Origin of the sequence: Micromonospora sp. NPDC051196, from assembly GCF_040682415.1 — a bacterium.
GTDB lineage: Bacteria > Actinomycetota > Actinomycetes > Mycobacteriales > Micromonosporaceae > Micromonospora.
This window is the reverse complement of record NZ_JBFBAY010000001.1, coordinates 977,017-990,850: the sequence shown is the minus strand read 5'-3', so window position 1 is coordinate 990,850 and position 13,834 is coordinate 977,017. Positions and strand designations below refer to the sequence as shown.

Sequence of the window (13,834 nt, the reverse complement as noted above, 5' to 3'; positions counted from 1 at the left end):
GGAGCCGGCCGCGAATGTCGGCGCCGACCGGTGGGCGCTCCGACCGGTACCCCGCCGACCTGCTGGCCGACGCTCGGGACATGCCGGACGGTGAGGCGCGCATCGCCGAACTGGAACGGGTCGCCGCCCTCGCCGAGGGCACCGGGGATCCGGGATCCGCCGCAAGCGCCTGGTCCGAACTGGTCGAAGCCCACCTGCGCAGCGGCCAGCGGTGGCGACTCTTCGAGCCCGTCCGGCGCTGCCTCGACGCGGCCCGGCGGCCGGGGCACCCCGGCGACGGGGCTCGCTCCGGGCCGGACGACGAGACGCTACGCCGCTACCAGCGGTACGCTGTCGAGGCGCTGCTCGGCACCTCCCGCATCGGCCTCGACCAGGCCCGGACCGTACTGGACGGGCTCGCCGCCCCGGCCCGGACCGGACTGGCCGGGCTCACCGATCCGGCCCGGACCAAAGTGGCCAAAGTGGCCGGAGTGGCCGGACTCGCCGACCCGGCCGGCGCCGGCGGCGACGGGTCGGCCCTCGTCGCCCAGCTGCGCTGCCGCATCGCGGACCACATCGGCGACGAACCCGCAGCCCGGCACTGGCTGCGGCGTTGGCAGGCCGCCGGCCCGGACCCGGCCGCCGGTTGTCCCGACTGCCTGCCGGTACGCCAGGCCGAGCTGCTCGCCGGCTGGGGCGACTGGGCCGAGGCGCTGGCCGCCGTCGAGCCGTTGCTCGACGGCCCGCTCCGGTGCACCGCCCAGCCCGAGGCTGCCCTGACGGGTGCGCTGCTGCCCTGGTTGCGGGCGGGGGCGACGCAGCGGGCGGCGCAGACGCATGTACGGGCGTACCGCCGACACCGGGTCGCGCCGGACGGGTTCGGCCATCTCGCCACGCACCTGCGTTACTGCGCGCTCGGCGGTCACCTCGACCGTGGTCTGGAGATCATCGTCGAGCAGTTGCCCCGCCTGGACCAACCACACGAGGACCTGGCCGTGATGGAGTTCGCTGCGGCGGGCGCGCTGGTCTGCGCCCTGGCCGCCGAGGAACGCCGCGACCGGACGGTACGCCGACCGGCCTACCAGGGACGGCCCGCCGCAACGGTTGCGGTGGCCACCCTCGGCGCCGATCTGCTCGCCGTCGCCACCGAGCTGGCCGGCAGCTTCGACGCCCGCAACGGCACCGGGCACCAGTCCGGCCGGATGGCCGCCTGGCTGGCCGAGCGACCACTGGCCCCACCGGTGCCACTGCCCGACGACGAGCCCGCCGAGTCCTGGCACGACGAGTCCTCACACGCCGGCGAGTCCTCACACGCCGGCGAGTCCTGGCACGACGACGGAACGCTCGACGGGATGGCGGGCGGCAGCGGGACGCCGGTGGAGGAGGAGTTGGGCGCGCTGTCCGTGGCGATGATCACTGCCGCGCTGGACCGGCGCGGCGACGGGTACGCCCTCGACAGCACCGGGACGGTGCTCGGGCGCTGGGGCGACGCGGTGATCCAGTTCCGGCGGGCCGGGGAACGCGGCGACGTCCTGCACGCGCGGGTGGTCGCCGACCGTCGACTGCCGGCAACCCGGCGAGCCGAGGCGTACGCGTTCTGCAACGGCTGGAACCGTGACCGGCTGCTCCCCAAGGCGTACGTGCACGATCCCGGTGACGGTGCGCTGGTGTTGGCCGGTGAGGTGGCCACAGACCTGGCGTACGGGGTGGCCCCGGCCCAGGTCACGGTCCTGGTCGACGCGGCGGTACGGACCGGCGTCGCGTACGCCGAGGCAGTCGCCGCCCTTCCCTGACCCGGCCGCCGACGGATCGGTCGGTGGGCCCGGCCGATCCACGGCGGCCGGGCCCGACCGATCAGCGTTGGCCGCTCAGGGCGCGGAAGTTCTGCGTGGTGATCAGGGTCAGGTTGTTGCGTTGCAGGATCTCGTTGACCGGCTGGTAGAACGTCGTGCCACCACGTACGCAGTCACCCGAGCCGCCGGAGGTGACGCCCTGCGCCTGGTTGCCCGAGATCCACGAGCCGCCGGAGTCACCGGGTTCGGCGCACACGTTGGTCCGTACCAGGCCGCTGACCAGCCCTTCCGGGTAGCGCACGGTGGCATTGCGTGCCTGCACGATGCCGCAGCGGACCCCGGTGGTGGAGCCGGACCGGCAGATCGACGAACCTGCGGCCACCTCCCGCGAACCGGCGACCCGGGCGACGCCGCCCCGGAAGTCGGTCACCTCGGGCAACACCCTGGTGTTGCTGTTCACCTGCACGAAGGCCCAGTCGTCGCCGGGGAAGGAAGAAGCCCGGAAGACACCCTGCAACTCTCCGTCCGGCCCGGAGGTGCGGGCACCAACCCGGCCGCAGTGTCCGGCGGTGACATAGCCGCCGACCACCGCGAAGCCGACCGAGCAGCGTCCACTGCCGACGAAGAACGGCTCGCCGCCACGCACGTCGGCGAAGAGTCGCGGCTGTTCCTCGGTGGCCATCCGGACCGCCTGGCGAGGAACCCCGGCGCGGGCGACGAAACGCCAACCGGCCGCCTCGGCACCCGGCTGGGCGAGCACCACGACGCTGTTCGAGGACACGTCGACGTACCAGCCGGAGACCTGCTGGGCGCGGGCGGCGCTGCGATCCATCCTGGTCTTGAGCGCGTCGAGCTGCCCGACCCCACGCTCGACCACCTTGGGGACCGCCCCGGTGGCCCGGACCCGAGCCGCCTCGGCCGGGTCGGCGACCGCCACGTTCAGCTGGCTGCCGTCGGCGCTGAGCCAGCTGCCGCCGTAGTCCGCGCCGAGCTCCGCCCGGAGTTGGTCGACCACACCGGTCGCCCAGCGTTCGGTCTTCAGCCGGGCCGCCACCTGGGACCGGTCCAGCCCCAGATCCCGGCGCATCGCCTCGACCACCTCCGGGTCGGCGCCCTCCACCGCCTGGCCGGTCGGCGCGCTGGGCGGCGCGCCACCGTCACCGGCGAACGACGGCAGGGTCACCGCCGCCGCCGCGCCCACCGCGGCCACCACGACGCCGATGGCTGTCAATCTTCTGCGGTCCATCCGCCACGCTCCTCCCGGCGGGCGCGGGCACGCCTGCCGGGTCGGAGTACGGGCAAAACGTCCGAACGGTTCAGACCTCGACGACGGTGGGCACGATCATCGGCCGGCGCCGGTAGGCGTCGTTGACCCAGCGGCCCACCGTCCGGCGGACGATCTGCTGGAGCTGGTGCGGATCGGTGATCCCGTCCGCCGCGGCCCGGTTGAGCGCCTCGGTCACCAGTGGGATCACCGCGTTGAACGCCGCCGCGTCCTCCGAGAAGCCCTTGGCGGAGACGGTGGGACCGGCGACCACCTTGCCGGTCACCGAGTCGACCACGACGGTGGCGGCGATGAACCCGCCGTCGCCGAGGATGCGGCGCTCGGTGAGCAGTGACTCGCTGACGTCGCCGACGGCCAGGCCATCGACGTAGACGTACCGACTCTTGACCCGCCCGACCAGGCTGGCGCGGCCCTCGACCAGGTCGACCACGTCGCCGTCCTCGCAGAGCACGACCCGGTCGGGCGCGACGCCGGATTCGATGCCCAGTCGCGCGTGCGCCCGCAGGTGCCGCCACTCGCCGTGCACCGGCATCAGGTTGCTCGGGCGTACGACGTTGAGCAGGTAGAGCAGCTCACCGGCCGGGGCGTGGCCGGAGACGTGCACCTTGGCCACGTCCTTGTGCACCACCACGGCACCGGCGCGGGCCAGGCGGTTGATCACCCGGTAAACCGAGGTCTCGTTGCCGGGCACCAGCGAGGACGCGAGCACCACGGTGTCGCCGGGGGCGATGGTGATGTGCCGGTGGTCGCCGCTGGCCATCCGGCCCAGGGCGCTCATCGGCTCCCCCTGCGAGCCGGTGGACATCAACACGATCTGCTCGGGCGGCATCGAGGTCGCCTCGTCCAGACCGACGACCAGGCCGGGCGGGATGTTCAGCAGGCCCAGGTCGCGGGCGATGCCCATGTTGCGCACCATCGACCGGCCGATCAGGGCGACCTTGCGGCCGTGCTCGACCGCCGAGTCGAAGACCTGCTGCACCCGATGCACGTGCGAGGCGAACGAGGCGACGATGATCCGGCCCCGCGCCTTTGCGAAGATCGAGTCGAGGACCGGGCCGATCTCCCGCTCGGGAGTGACGAAGCCGGGGATCTCCGCGTTGGTGGAGTCCGACAGCAGCAGGTCCACGCCCTCGGCTCCGAGCCGCGCGAAGCCGGCCAGGTCGGTGATCCGGCCGTCCAGCGGAAGCTGGTCCATCTTGAAGTCGCCGGTGTGCAGCACCAACCCGGCCGGCGTACGGATGGCCACCGCGAGCGCGTCCGGGATCGAGTGGTTGACGGCGAAGAACTCACACTCGAACGGGCCGAGCCGCTCCCGGCCGCCCTCGCGCACGGTCAACGTGTACGGCTGGATCCGCCGCTCGGCCAGCTTCGCCTCGACCAGCGCCAGGGTGAACTGCGAGCCGACCAGCGGGATGTCGGCCTTGTGGGCGAGCAGGTACGGCACGGCGCCGATGTGATCCTCGTGGCCGTGGGTCAGCACGATCGCCTGGATGTCGTCGAGCCGGTCGAGGATGGGCCCGAAGTCGGGCAGGATCAGGTCGACGCCGGGCTGCTCCACGTCCGGAAAGAGCACCCCACAGTCGACGACGAGCAACTTCCCGTCGTACTCGAAGACGGTCATGTTCCGACCGATGGCGCCGAGCCCACCGAGCGGGACGATCCGCAATCCGCCCTCCGGCAGCGGCGGGGGAAGTTGAACCTCCTCGTTGTGCGCCTCGGTCACGCGTTCACCTCATTCTGCGACGCCGTCACCCGGCGTCCGTCCGTTCGTTTGATCATTCGGGAAGTGGCAGGCCCGCTGCCGCGCAGTCGGCGCGCAGCTGAGCCACCTGGTCCTCGGTGGCGTCCACCAGCGGCGACCGGACCGGACCGGCAGGCAGGCCCTGCACGGTCAGACCGGCCTTGACCAGGATCGTGCCCTGAGTACGGAAGATCCCCGTGAACAGCGGCAGCAGCCGACGGTGCAGGGTCAACGCGGTCGACATGTCTCCCGCGTCGTACGCCTCGATCATCTGCTTGGTCTCCGCGCCGGTGAAGTGCGTCGAGGTGCCGACCACGCCGACCGCACCGACGGCCAACGCGGGCAACGTGAGCGAGTCCTCGCCACTGTAGTACGCCAGATCCGTGCGGCTGGTCACCCAACTGGTAGCGGTCAGGTCGCCCTTGGCGTCCTTCACCGCCACGATGCGGCCGTGCTCGGCGAGCCGGACCAGGGTTTCGGTCTCGATCGGCACGCCGGAGCGGTGCGGAATGTCGTACAACATCACCGGCAGCCCGGTGGCGTCGGCCACCGCGGTGAAGTGCCGCAGCAGACCAGCCTGGGGCGGCTTGTTGTAGTACGGGGTGACCACCAGCAGTCCGTGCGCACCGGCCTTCTCGGCCGAGGCGGCCAGCTCGATGGTGTGCCGGGTGTCGTTGGTGCCGACTCCGGCCAGCACCCGCGCCCGGTCCCCCACGGTCTCCACCACGGTGCGGATGAGCTGTTCCTTCTCGGCATCGGTGGTGGTCGGCGACTCGCCGGTAGTGCCGTTGATCACCAGGGCGTCGTTGCCCTGCTTCGCGACGAGATGGTTCGCCAGCCGCGCGGCGCCGTCCAGGTCGAGCGCGCCCTCAGCGGTGAACGGGGTCACCATGGCCGTGATCACTCGTCCAAAGGGGCGGGACACCGCCCGTGCCGGGGCGTCAACGTGGTCGTGCGTCATGGTGACAACCTATCGGACAGCGGATGGAGGGCTGCCGGGGAAGGGTGGCATGCCCCCTGGGCGGGCAGCCCCCCGGCCCGCCCAGGACGGCTCGACGGGCAGCCCCGCCTAGCTTAGGACTGCTCGGCGAGCGGACTCGCGCTCACTGACGACTGCCCGACGGGCAGCCTGGCGCCCGCTCAGGACTGCTCGGCGAGCGGGCTCGCCGCGACCTCGGTGCCGTCGGGCAGGGTCGAGATGACGAAGTCGGCGAAAACGTTCGGAGCAACCTGCTGCAACTGCCGCAGGCACTCCACCGCCAGCTCACGAATCTCCACGTCGGCGTGCTCGGTGGCCCGCATCGCGATGAAGTGCCGCCACGCACGGTAGTTGCCGGTCACCACGATGCGGGTCTCGGTGGCGTTCGGCAGCACAGCGCGGGCCGCCTGGCGAGCCTGCTTGCGCCGAAGCGTCGGGTTGGGCTCGTCGACGAAGTGCCGCTCCAGCCCCTCCAACAGCTCGTTGTACGCGCGTACGCTCGCCTCCGCGGCCTCGACGAACCGCTTGTGCAGCTCCGGGTCCTCGGCGATCACCTTCGGCTCGACCATCGCGGCGTCCCGCTCCGGCACGTACCGCTGGGACAGCTGGGAGTACGAGAAGTGCCGGTGCCGGATCAACTCGTGGGTGAACGAGCGGGACACCCCGGTGAAGTAGAAACTGACCGACCCGTGCTCCAGCACGGAGAGATGACCGACCTCCAGAATGTGCGCCAGGTAACCGGCGTTGGTGGCGGTGGCCGGGTTCGGCTTCTTCCAGCTCTGGTAACAGGCCCGACCGGCGAACTCCGCGAGCGCCTGCCCCCCGTCGGCGTCCGTCGACCACGGCACGTCCTGCGGCGGGTCGAAATGAGTCCACGCGATCAGCCTGACCTGGGGCTGCACCATCTCCGGCATTCCGCGACTCTAACCCCACCCCGCCCCGCTCTCCAGCGCGCCCCCACCCCGCCCCCACCCCGCCCTCACCCAGCCCCCACCCCGCCCCCACCTCGCCGATCTTGCACTTTCGGTCGGCGAAATGCACGCCTTGACCACTTTTACCCCGACAGAAAGTGCAAGATCGACGCACTGGGGTGGGGGTGGGGTGTGGGTGGTGGGGGGGTGGGTTAGACGTAGAGGGTGGTGAAGGGGGGCCAGGGGAGGTTGCGGGCTACGGAGAAGGCCATCCAGACGGCCAGGAAGGCACCGACCATCTTCGGGCCGACGCGCAGCTCGGGCAGCCGCCAACCGAACGCCTGCTTGCCGGCCCAGGCGACGAAGAAGTACGCCAGGAACGGCAGCGCGAACACGAAGAGGAAGTGGTGCCGGGCAGCGGCGGGCAGGTCGGCGTGCAACACGTACCACAGGGCGCGGGTGCCCCCGCAGCCCGGACAGTCCAGCCCGGTGGTCATCTTCAGCAGGCAGCTCGGCAGGGCGTCCGGCGCGGACCGGGTGGGGTCGCTGAGCAACGTGTAGCCGACGCCGGCAGCCACGCAGCCAAGCGCGGCCAACGGCACCACCCAACGCGGCGTACGGTCATAGAGCCGCGCCACGAACCGGGTGAGCCGATCCGACTCGGCCACCGGATAGCCGCCCTGGTAACCGGCTGGCCACCCGCCCGGCCCGGCACCGCCCGGCACTCCGGCGCCCGGCCCGGCACCACCCGACCAAGCCCCGTCCGGTCCCACACCACCCGACCAAGCCCCGCCCGACTCGACACCACCCGGCACCACACCGTCGCGCCCCTCAGGGGCCGGCCCGACGCTGCCCGGCCCGACAGCGGTCGGCACGGCCTCGACCGGCGCACCGGCCGGGGTTGGTGCTCCGGTCGGCGGGTGCGGCTGGGCGGGCGGTCGGTCAACGCTCGTCACGAGGCTCACCGTACACCGGCCACACCCACCAGGGCGGCGGCCAACGGGGCGGCGAGGTCACCGGCGGCCGGCGGCGCCACCGCGTCCAGGCCGAGCCAGCCGGCCAGCCGGTACAGCTCGGCGGCCAGCGCCACGGCGGTCTCACCCGGGTCGGCGCCCGGCTCCACCCAGGCGGCCGGCACCAGCAGCACCCCGGCTCTGCGGTCGGCCTTGAGGTCGACCCGGGCGGTGAAGCGTTCACCCTGCCGGAACGGCAACACGTAGTAGCCGTGCACCCGTTGCGCCGCCGGCACGTAGATCTCGATGCGGTAGGTGAAGTCGAACAGCCGCTCGGTGCGGCCACGTTCCCAGACCAGCGGGTCGAACGGGCTGACCAGCGTGTTGCCGCGTACCCACCGGGGCAGCCGGGCCTGGCCGTGCAGCCAGGCCGGCTGCCGCCAGCCCTGCACCGTGACCGGTCGCAACTCCCCCGCCTCGGCCAGCTCGGCGATGGCCTGTCGGGCCCCGGCCACCGGCAGCCGGAAGTAGTCCCGCAGCTCCGGCTCGGCGGCCACCCCGAGCGACCGGGCGGCGATGCCGACCAGCGTGCGGTACGCCTCGGCGTCGGAGGGTGTCGGAGTGCCCAGCACCTCGGCCGGCAGCACCCGTTCGGGCAGGTCGTAGCGGCGGGCGAAGGAGGTGGTGCGCTCGGCGGCGCAGACCTCACCGGCCCAGAAGAGGAACTCCAGGGCCTGCTTGACCGCCGACCAGTTCCACCCCCAGTTGCCGGTCGCTCGGGGCGCGTCGTGCTCGATCTCGGCCACGGTCAACGGCCCTCGGGCGGCCACCTCGTCACGGACCCAGGCCACCAGTTTCGGCTGCTCCTGTGCAATGCGCCGCATGCCGCCCCAGGCGTCGGCGTGTGCCCGGGCCATTCGCCAACGCAGCGCCGGATGCAGACCGACCGGCACCAGCGACGCCTCGTGCCCCCAGTATTCGAACATCTCACGGGGCGCCCGGTAGGCGGCCGAGTCGAGCAGCGACGTCGGGTAGGACCCGATCCGGCTGTATAGCGGCAGGTAGTGCGCCCGTTGCAGCACGTTGACCGAATCCATCTGGATCAGGCCGACCCGGTCTAGCACCCGGCGCAGGTGACGGCGGGTGGGCGCCCCGGTGGGCGCAGGGTCGAGGAAGCCCTGTGCGGCCAGTGCGATCCGCCGGGCCTGGGCGAGCGAGAGCGATTCCGGTGCGGCCATCGCCAGGCAGGCTACGTCAGCCGTACGACACCCGTGCACGACGCTGGACCTGCCGCCGCCGGCCGCGTAGAACGGCAATCATGCCGACCATCCGCCGCGAACAGGCCGCCGACGCCGAGGCGATCGCCCGCGTGCACATCAGGGGGTGGCAGGCCGGGTACGCCGGGATCATGCCGGACGAGGTGCTGGATCGACTGAACCCGGTCGCCTGGGCACAGCGCCGCCGTGATCTCGGCACCGCCGATCCGGAGCATCCCTTCACCACCCTGCTCGCCGAGACCGACGGCACGCTCGCCGGGTTCACCACCTTCGGCCCGTACCGCAACAACCAGGACCGGGGCGACCTCGATCCGGCGTACGGCGAGGTGGTGGCGATGTACGTGGCGCCCGAGCACTGGGGTGACGGCACGGCGAAGGCTCTGCTCGCGGCGGCCCAAGCCGGCCTGCGCGACCGGGACTGGACGGAGTACCGGGTGTGGGTACTGGCGGACAACCACCGGGCCCGCCGGTTCTACCAGCGGGCCGGGCTGTCACCGGACGGTGAGCGGTCGACCTATCCGGTGCCGCTGTCCGGCGGGCGTGCGCCGCTCGGTCTGGTCGAACTGCGTTACGCCGGACGGCTCGACGGCTGAGGCCGACGCGCCGTCGACCGCACCGGGCCGGCGCACCGGCAGGAAAGCCAGCAACGCCAGGCTGATCCACACGTAGGTGTTGCTGAACACGAACCCGTCCAGCCCGGTGAAGTCCTTCTCCCACGCCCAGACGATCCGGCTGCTCAGGAAGCCGTACCCGACGGCCGCGGCGACCAGCAGGACGCGACGTCGGCGGCTGCGCGACGGCGCGGCCATGCCGTCCTCGACCAGCAGGAGCAGGCCGGGCAGCAGCCAGACCAGGTGGTGCACCCAGGTGACCGGGCTGACCAGGCACATCACCACGCCGGTCAGGGCCAGGCCGGCGGCCTCGTTTCCGGCGGACGCGGCGGCGCGGGACCGCCACACCCACAGCGCCACCGTCGCGGCCACCAGCACCAGCCAGGCCAGCGTGCTGGGGCTGGTCGGATCGAGTCGGGCCACCACGCCGCGCAGCGACTGGTTGGAGACGAACGCCAGCTCACCGACCCGGCCGGTGTTCCACAACGCGGTGGTCCAGAACTCCCGGGAGGCGTCCGGGAACAGCGCGGCGGCGAGCACCGTCGCCCCGGTCGCGGCGGCGACGGCGGTGACCGCCGCCCGGATGCGGCCGGTCACCAGCAGGTAGACGAGGAAGATGCCCGGCGTGAGCTTGATCGCGGTGGCCAGGCCGATGCCGATCCCGGCCCACCGGCTGCCGTTCGGCAGCAGCCGCAGCAGATCGATCGCGACCAGGCACAGCAGCAGGGTGTTGACCTGGCCGAAGTTGATGGTCTCGCGCATCGGCTCGAACGCGGCGGCGAGGCAGAGCGCCACCACGAAGGCGAACCAGCGGGTCCAGCCGGCCCGCCGCGACACCGGGTCGAGCAGCCACCAGATCAGCACCGCGCTGGTCGCCACGCCTGCGGCCACGCTCACCACGATCGCCGCATGCCAGGGCAGGTATGCCATCGGCAACATCATCAGCGCGGCGAACGGCGGGTAGGTGAAGCCGTACTGGGTGCCGGGCCGCAGGTAGTCGTAGAGTTCCCCACCGTCGCGTGCCCACCAGACCAGCGCACCCCGGTAGACCCCGAGGTCGAAGAAGCCGTGTCGGGCCGCCGCCACGGACAGGAAGGCGGCCACCGCGACGGCGAGCACGACCACGACGACGATCTGTCCGATCGTCCGCCTGGCACCCTGCGCCACCGTCGCCTCCCTCACCCTGCGTAGGCTGTCGTCCCATGGCTCTCGGGTTTGTCCGCCCGGCGCGTCCGGAGGACGCCGGCGAGATCGCACGCATCCAGCTCGCCACCTGGCGGGTCGCCTACCGGCGACTGCTGCCCCGGCACGTGCTGGCCAACCTCGACGAGGCGTTGCTCGCCCAGCGCTGGGAGGCTGCGGTACGCCAACCGCCCAGCGAGAACCATCGGGTACTGGTCGCCGTCGAGCAGGCCGAGCAATCGTATCTGGTGGGCTTCGCCGCCTCCGGTCCGGTCGACGCCGAGGCGCTGGCCCCGAACGAGCCGGCCGACGCCCTCGGCCCGGACGTGGTCGCGGTGACCGACCTGCTGGTGGAGCCGCGTTGGGGCCGCCGTGGACACGGCAGCCGGCTGTTGGCCGCCAGCGTCGACCTGTGGCGTGAGTCCGGCTTCAGCCGGGCGCTGGCCTGGGTCTTCGAGGGTGACCAGGCGTCCCGCAAGTTCCTCACCGCCGCCGGGTGGGAACCCGATGGCGCGGGCCGCGCGCTGGACGTGGACGACATGCTGGTCCCCCAGCTCCGCCTGCACGTCGCGGTCCCCACCGAGCCGGCCGACGCCAGCTGACCGACCTGCGGCCGGCTGAGCGGTCCCGAGCCGGAGCCGGCTGGACGACCCGAACCGGCCTGGACGGCCCGAGCGGGCCGGGGCCGGGTGAGCCCGGCCCCGGCGAGACGCTCAGTCGAGCAGCGGGTCCAGGCCGACGGTCAGGCCGGGGCGGTTGCCGACCGCGCGGACCGCGACCAGCACGCCGGGCATGAACGAGACCCGGTCGTACGAGTCGTGCCGGATGGTCAGCGTCTCGCCGGTGGTGCCGAAGAGCACCTCCTGGTGGGCGACCAGCCCGGTGGCGCGTACCGCGTGCACGCGTACCCCGTCGATGTCGGCGCCCCGGGCACCGGCCACCTCGTCGGCGGTCGCGTCCGGCACCGGGCCCAGCCCGGCCTCGGCGCGGGCCGCCGCGATCAGGCGGGCGGTGTGGGTGGCGGTGCCACTTGGCGCGTCGAGCTTGCGCGGGTGGTGCTGCTCGATGATCTCGACGGACTCGAAGTGCCGGGCGGCGCGGGCGGCGAACTGCATCATCAGTACGGCGCCGATGCCGAAGTTCGGGGCGATCACCACACCCACGCCCGGCTTGGCGGCCAACCAGTCGCGCACCTGGTCGAGGCGCTGTTCGGTGAAGCCGGTGGTGCCGACCACCGCGTGGATGCCCTGCTCGATGCACCAACGCAGGTTGTCCATGACCACACCGGGGGTGGTGAAGTCGACGACCACCTGCGCACCGGCGTCCGCGACGGCGGCCAGTTCGTCGCCCTGGTCCACCGCCGCCACCAGCGTCGTGTCGGCAGCGGCGTCGACGGCCCTGCACACCTCGGCGCCCATCCGGCCCCGCGCACCCACTACGCCGACCCTGATCGGCCCGGCCTTTTCCCGCTCGTCAGTCACGCGGCACAACCTATCCCAATCGACTCCGCAGCCAGCGCCAGAGCCGGCAGATGCGGCGTGACCGACTCCGTTACGGCGCAATGGCGGTATCCGGTCGACCGGGTTACCGCCATCGCGCTGTAACGGTGTTGATCTCCGCCCACCCCGAGGCCAGCCCGGGGCGGGCGGGGTTGGCGGGGCGGAGACGGTCAGGCGGTGAAGTCGCGGTCGGTGAACGGGCCGACCACCGCCAGGGACATCGGCCGGGCGAGCAGGTCGGCGGCGAGGGTGTTGACGTCGTCCAAGGTGACCGCGTCGACCCGGTCGAGCAGTTCGTTGACCGGCATCAGGTTGCCGTAGAGCAGTTCACCCTTGGCCAGCCGGCTCATCCGCGAGCCGGTGTCCTCCAGCCCGAGCACGAAGGCGCCCTTGCTCATCCCCTTGCCTCGGGCGAGTTCGACCTCGGTGATGCCGTGCTCGGCGGTACGCGCAAGCTCGGCCCGGGTCAGTTCCAGCACCTCGTCGACCCGCCCCGGGGCACAGCCGGCGTAGACGCCGAACAGACCGCTGTCGGCGTACTGGCTGGCGTAGGAGTAGACCGAGTAGGCCAGCCCGCGCTGCTCCCGGATCTCCTGGAACAGTCGGCTGGACATGCCGCCGCCGAGCACGTTGTTCAGTACGCCGAGCGCGAAGCGCCGCTCGTCGAGCCGGTCGATGGCCGGGCAGCCGAGTACCACGTGCGCCTGCTCGGTCTCCTTCGCCTCCACCACCGTGCTGGCGGCCCGGGTGCGTACCGTCGGGGTGGCCGGTCGGTACGGCGCGGGCGAGGCCGGGTCGGTGTCCAGCGGGGTGCCTCGCAGCGCCTGCCGGACCAGCCGGACCACGGCGGAGTGATCGAGGTTTCCGGCGGCCGCGATGACGATCTGCGGTGCGACGTAGCGGCGCCGGTAGAAGGCCTGGATCTGGCGACGGGTCATCGGGGTGACGGTGTCCGAGGTGCCGGAGATCAGCCGGCCCAGCGGATGGTCGCCGTAGACGGCCCGGGCGAAAAGGTCGTGCACCTCGTCACCGGGCTCGTCGTCGTGCATGGCGATCTCCTCGAGGATCACGCCCCGCTCGGTCTCCACATCGGCCGGTTCCAGCACCGAGTCGGCGACCAGATCACACATCACGTCGATGGCCAGCGGCAGGTCCTCGTCCAGCACCCGCGCGTAGTAGCAGGTGTACTCCTTCGTGGTGAAGGCGTTGGTCTCGCCACCCACCGCCTCGATCGACGAGGAGATCTCCAACGCACCCCGCTTGTGGGTGCCCTTGAACAGCAGGTGCTCCAGGAAGTGCGCGGCACCGGCCTGCGGCCCGGTCTCGTCCCGGGAACCCACCGCCACCCAGATGCCGAACGAGACGCTGCGCATGGCCGGGATCGCCTCGGTCAGTACGCGCAGCCCACTGGGCAGCACGGTGCGACGCACCGTACCGCCCAACGGGTCGTCACTCAACGTCCGGGTGACGGCCCGGGTCGAGCCGCCGGCCGGACGGACGGTGCCGACGGCGTGCCGGCCACCGGCGCCGGGCGGCGTCGCCCCCGGGCGAGCCACGGACAGGGACGAACGCCGGGTGCGACTCACGGCAACCTGCTTCCAGTACGACGAGGGTGGACGGTGAC

At 72.3% G+C, this 13,834-nt stretch carries 12 protein-coding genes; 3 read left to right on the top strand and 9 right to left on the bottom strand.

The window, feature by feature from the left end:
• Positions 1-14: 14 nt before the first annotated feature.
• The gene (locus AB0M35_RS04560) at positions 15-1,772 is read left to right on the top strand and encodes a YbjN domain-containing protein (protein ID WP_363741306.1); all 1,758 of its coding nucleotides are present in this window, start codon (positions 15-17) and stop codon (positions 1,770-1,772) included.
• Positions 1,773-1,833: 61 nt separating this feature from the next.
• Here AB0M35_RS04560 and AB0M35_RS04555 read toward each other — a convergent pair whose 3' ends face one another.
• The 6 genes from AB0M35_RS04555 to AB0M35_RS04530 form a co-directional block, all read right to left on the bottom strand.
• Entirely contained in the window at positions 1,834-3,018 is a 1,185-nt protein-coding gene (locus AB0M35_RS04555) for a S1 family peptidase (protein WP_363741304.1), read from the bottom strand.
• 70 nt (positions 3,019-3,088) lie between these two features.
• A complete protein-coding gene (locus AB0M35_RS04550; RefSeq protein WP_363741302.1) occupies positions 3,089-4,780 on the bottom strand; it encodes a ribonuclease J in 1,692 nt (563 codons plus the stop codon).
• Positions 4,781-4,832: 52 nt separating this feature from the next.
• Complete coding sequence (gene dapA, locus AB0M35_RS04545) at positions 4,833-5,759, bottom strand: 4-hydroxy-tetrahydrodipicolinate synthase (RefSeq protein ID WP_363741300.1); 927 nt, start codon at positions 5,757-5,759, stop codon at positions 4,833-4,835.
• Between the two features lie 179 nt (positions 5,760-5,938).
• Complete coding sequence (gene thyX / locus AB0M35_RS04540; protein ID WP_363741939.1) at positions 5,939-6,682, bottom strand: FAD-dependent thymidylate synthase; 744 nt, start codon at positions 6,680-6,682, stop codon at positions 5,939-5,941.
• 218 nt (positions 6,683-6,900) lie between these two features.
• Positions 6,901-7,461, bottom strand: coding sequence for a DUF2752 domain-containing protein (locus AB0M35_RS04535; RefSeq protein WP_363741936.1), 561 nt, complete (start codon positions 7,459-7,461; stop codon positions 6,901-6,903).
• A 188-nt stretch (positions 7,462-7,649) separates the two neighbouring features.
• On the bottom strand, positions 7,650-8,879 hold the full coding sequence (locus AB0M35_RS04530; protein WP_363741298.1) for a crosslink repair DNA glycosylase YcaQ family protein: 1,230 nt from the start codon (positions 8,877-8,879) through the stop codon (positions 7,650-7,652).
• An 80-nt stretch (positions 8,880-8,959) separates the two neighbouring features.
• On the opposite strand from AB0M35_RS04530, the gene AB0M35_RS04525 reads away from it, so the two are divergent.
• Positions 8,960-9,511 (top strand): GNAT family N-acetyltransferase, encoded by a 552-nt coding sequence (locus AB0M35_RS04525; protein WP_363741296.1) that lies wholly within the window; start codon positions 8,960-8,962, stop codon positions 9,509-9,511.
• Here AB0M35_RS04525 and AB0M35_RS04520 read toward each other — a convergent pair.
• Positions 9,410-10,696 (bottom strand): glycosyltransferase family 87 protein, encoded by a 1,287-nt coding sequence (locus AB0M35_RS04520; RefSeq protein ID WP_363741933.1) that lies wholly within the window; start codon positions 10,694-10,696, stop codon positions 9,410-9,412. The two genes, AB0M35_RS04525 and AB0M35_RS04520, sit on opposite strands and share 102 nt — an antisense overlap.
• Positions 10,697-10,731: 35 nt before the next feature.
• Here AB0M35_RS04520 and AB0M35_RS04515 point away from each other — a divergent pair, with 35 nt between their 5' ends.
• Positions 10,732-11,313, top strand: coding sequence for a GNAT family N-acetyltransferase (locus AB0M35_RS04515; protein ID WP_363741294.1), 582 nt, complete (start codon positions 10,732-10,734; stop codon positions 11,311-11,313).
• 111 nt (positions 11,314-11,424) lie between these two features.
• On the opposite strand, the gene dapB is transcribed toward AB0M35_RS04515, so the two are convergent.
• Together dapB and AB0M35_RS04505 are read right to left on the bottom strand one after the other, a co-directional pair.
• Positions 11,425-12,192 carry a 4-hydroxy-tetrahydrodipicolinate reductase gene (gene dapB, locus AB0M35_RS04510; RefSeq protein ID WP_363741292.1) on the bottom strand — a complete coding sequence of 256 codons (768 nt, stop codon included), beginning with the start codon at positions 12,190-12,192 and terminating at the stop codon, positions 11,425-11,427.
• Between the two features lie 188 nt (positions 12,193-12,380).
• Positions 12,381-13,667, bottom strand: a complete 1,287-nt coding sequence (locus AB0M35_RS04505) for a pitrilysin family protein (RefSeq protein WP_363741930.1) — start codon at positions 13,665-13,667, stop codon at positions 12,381-12,383.
• Between the last annotated feature and the right edge of the window lie 167 nt (positions 13,668-13,834).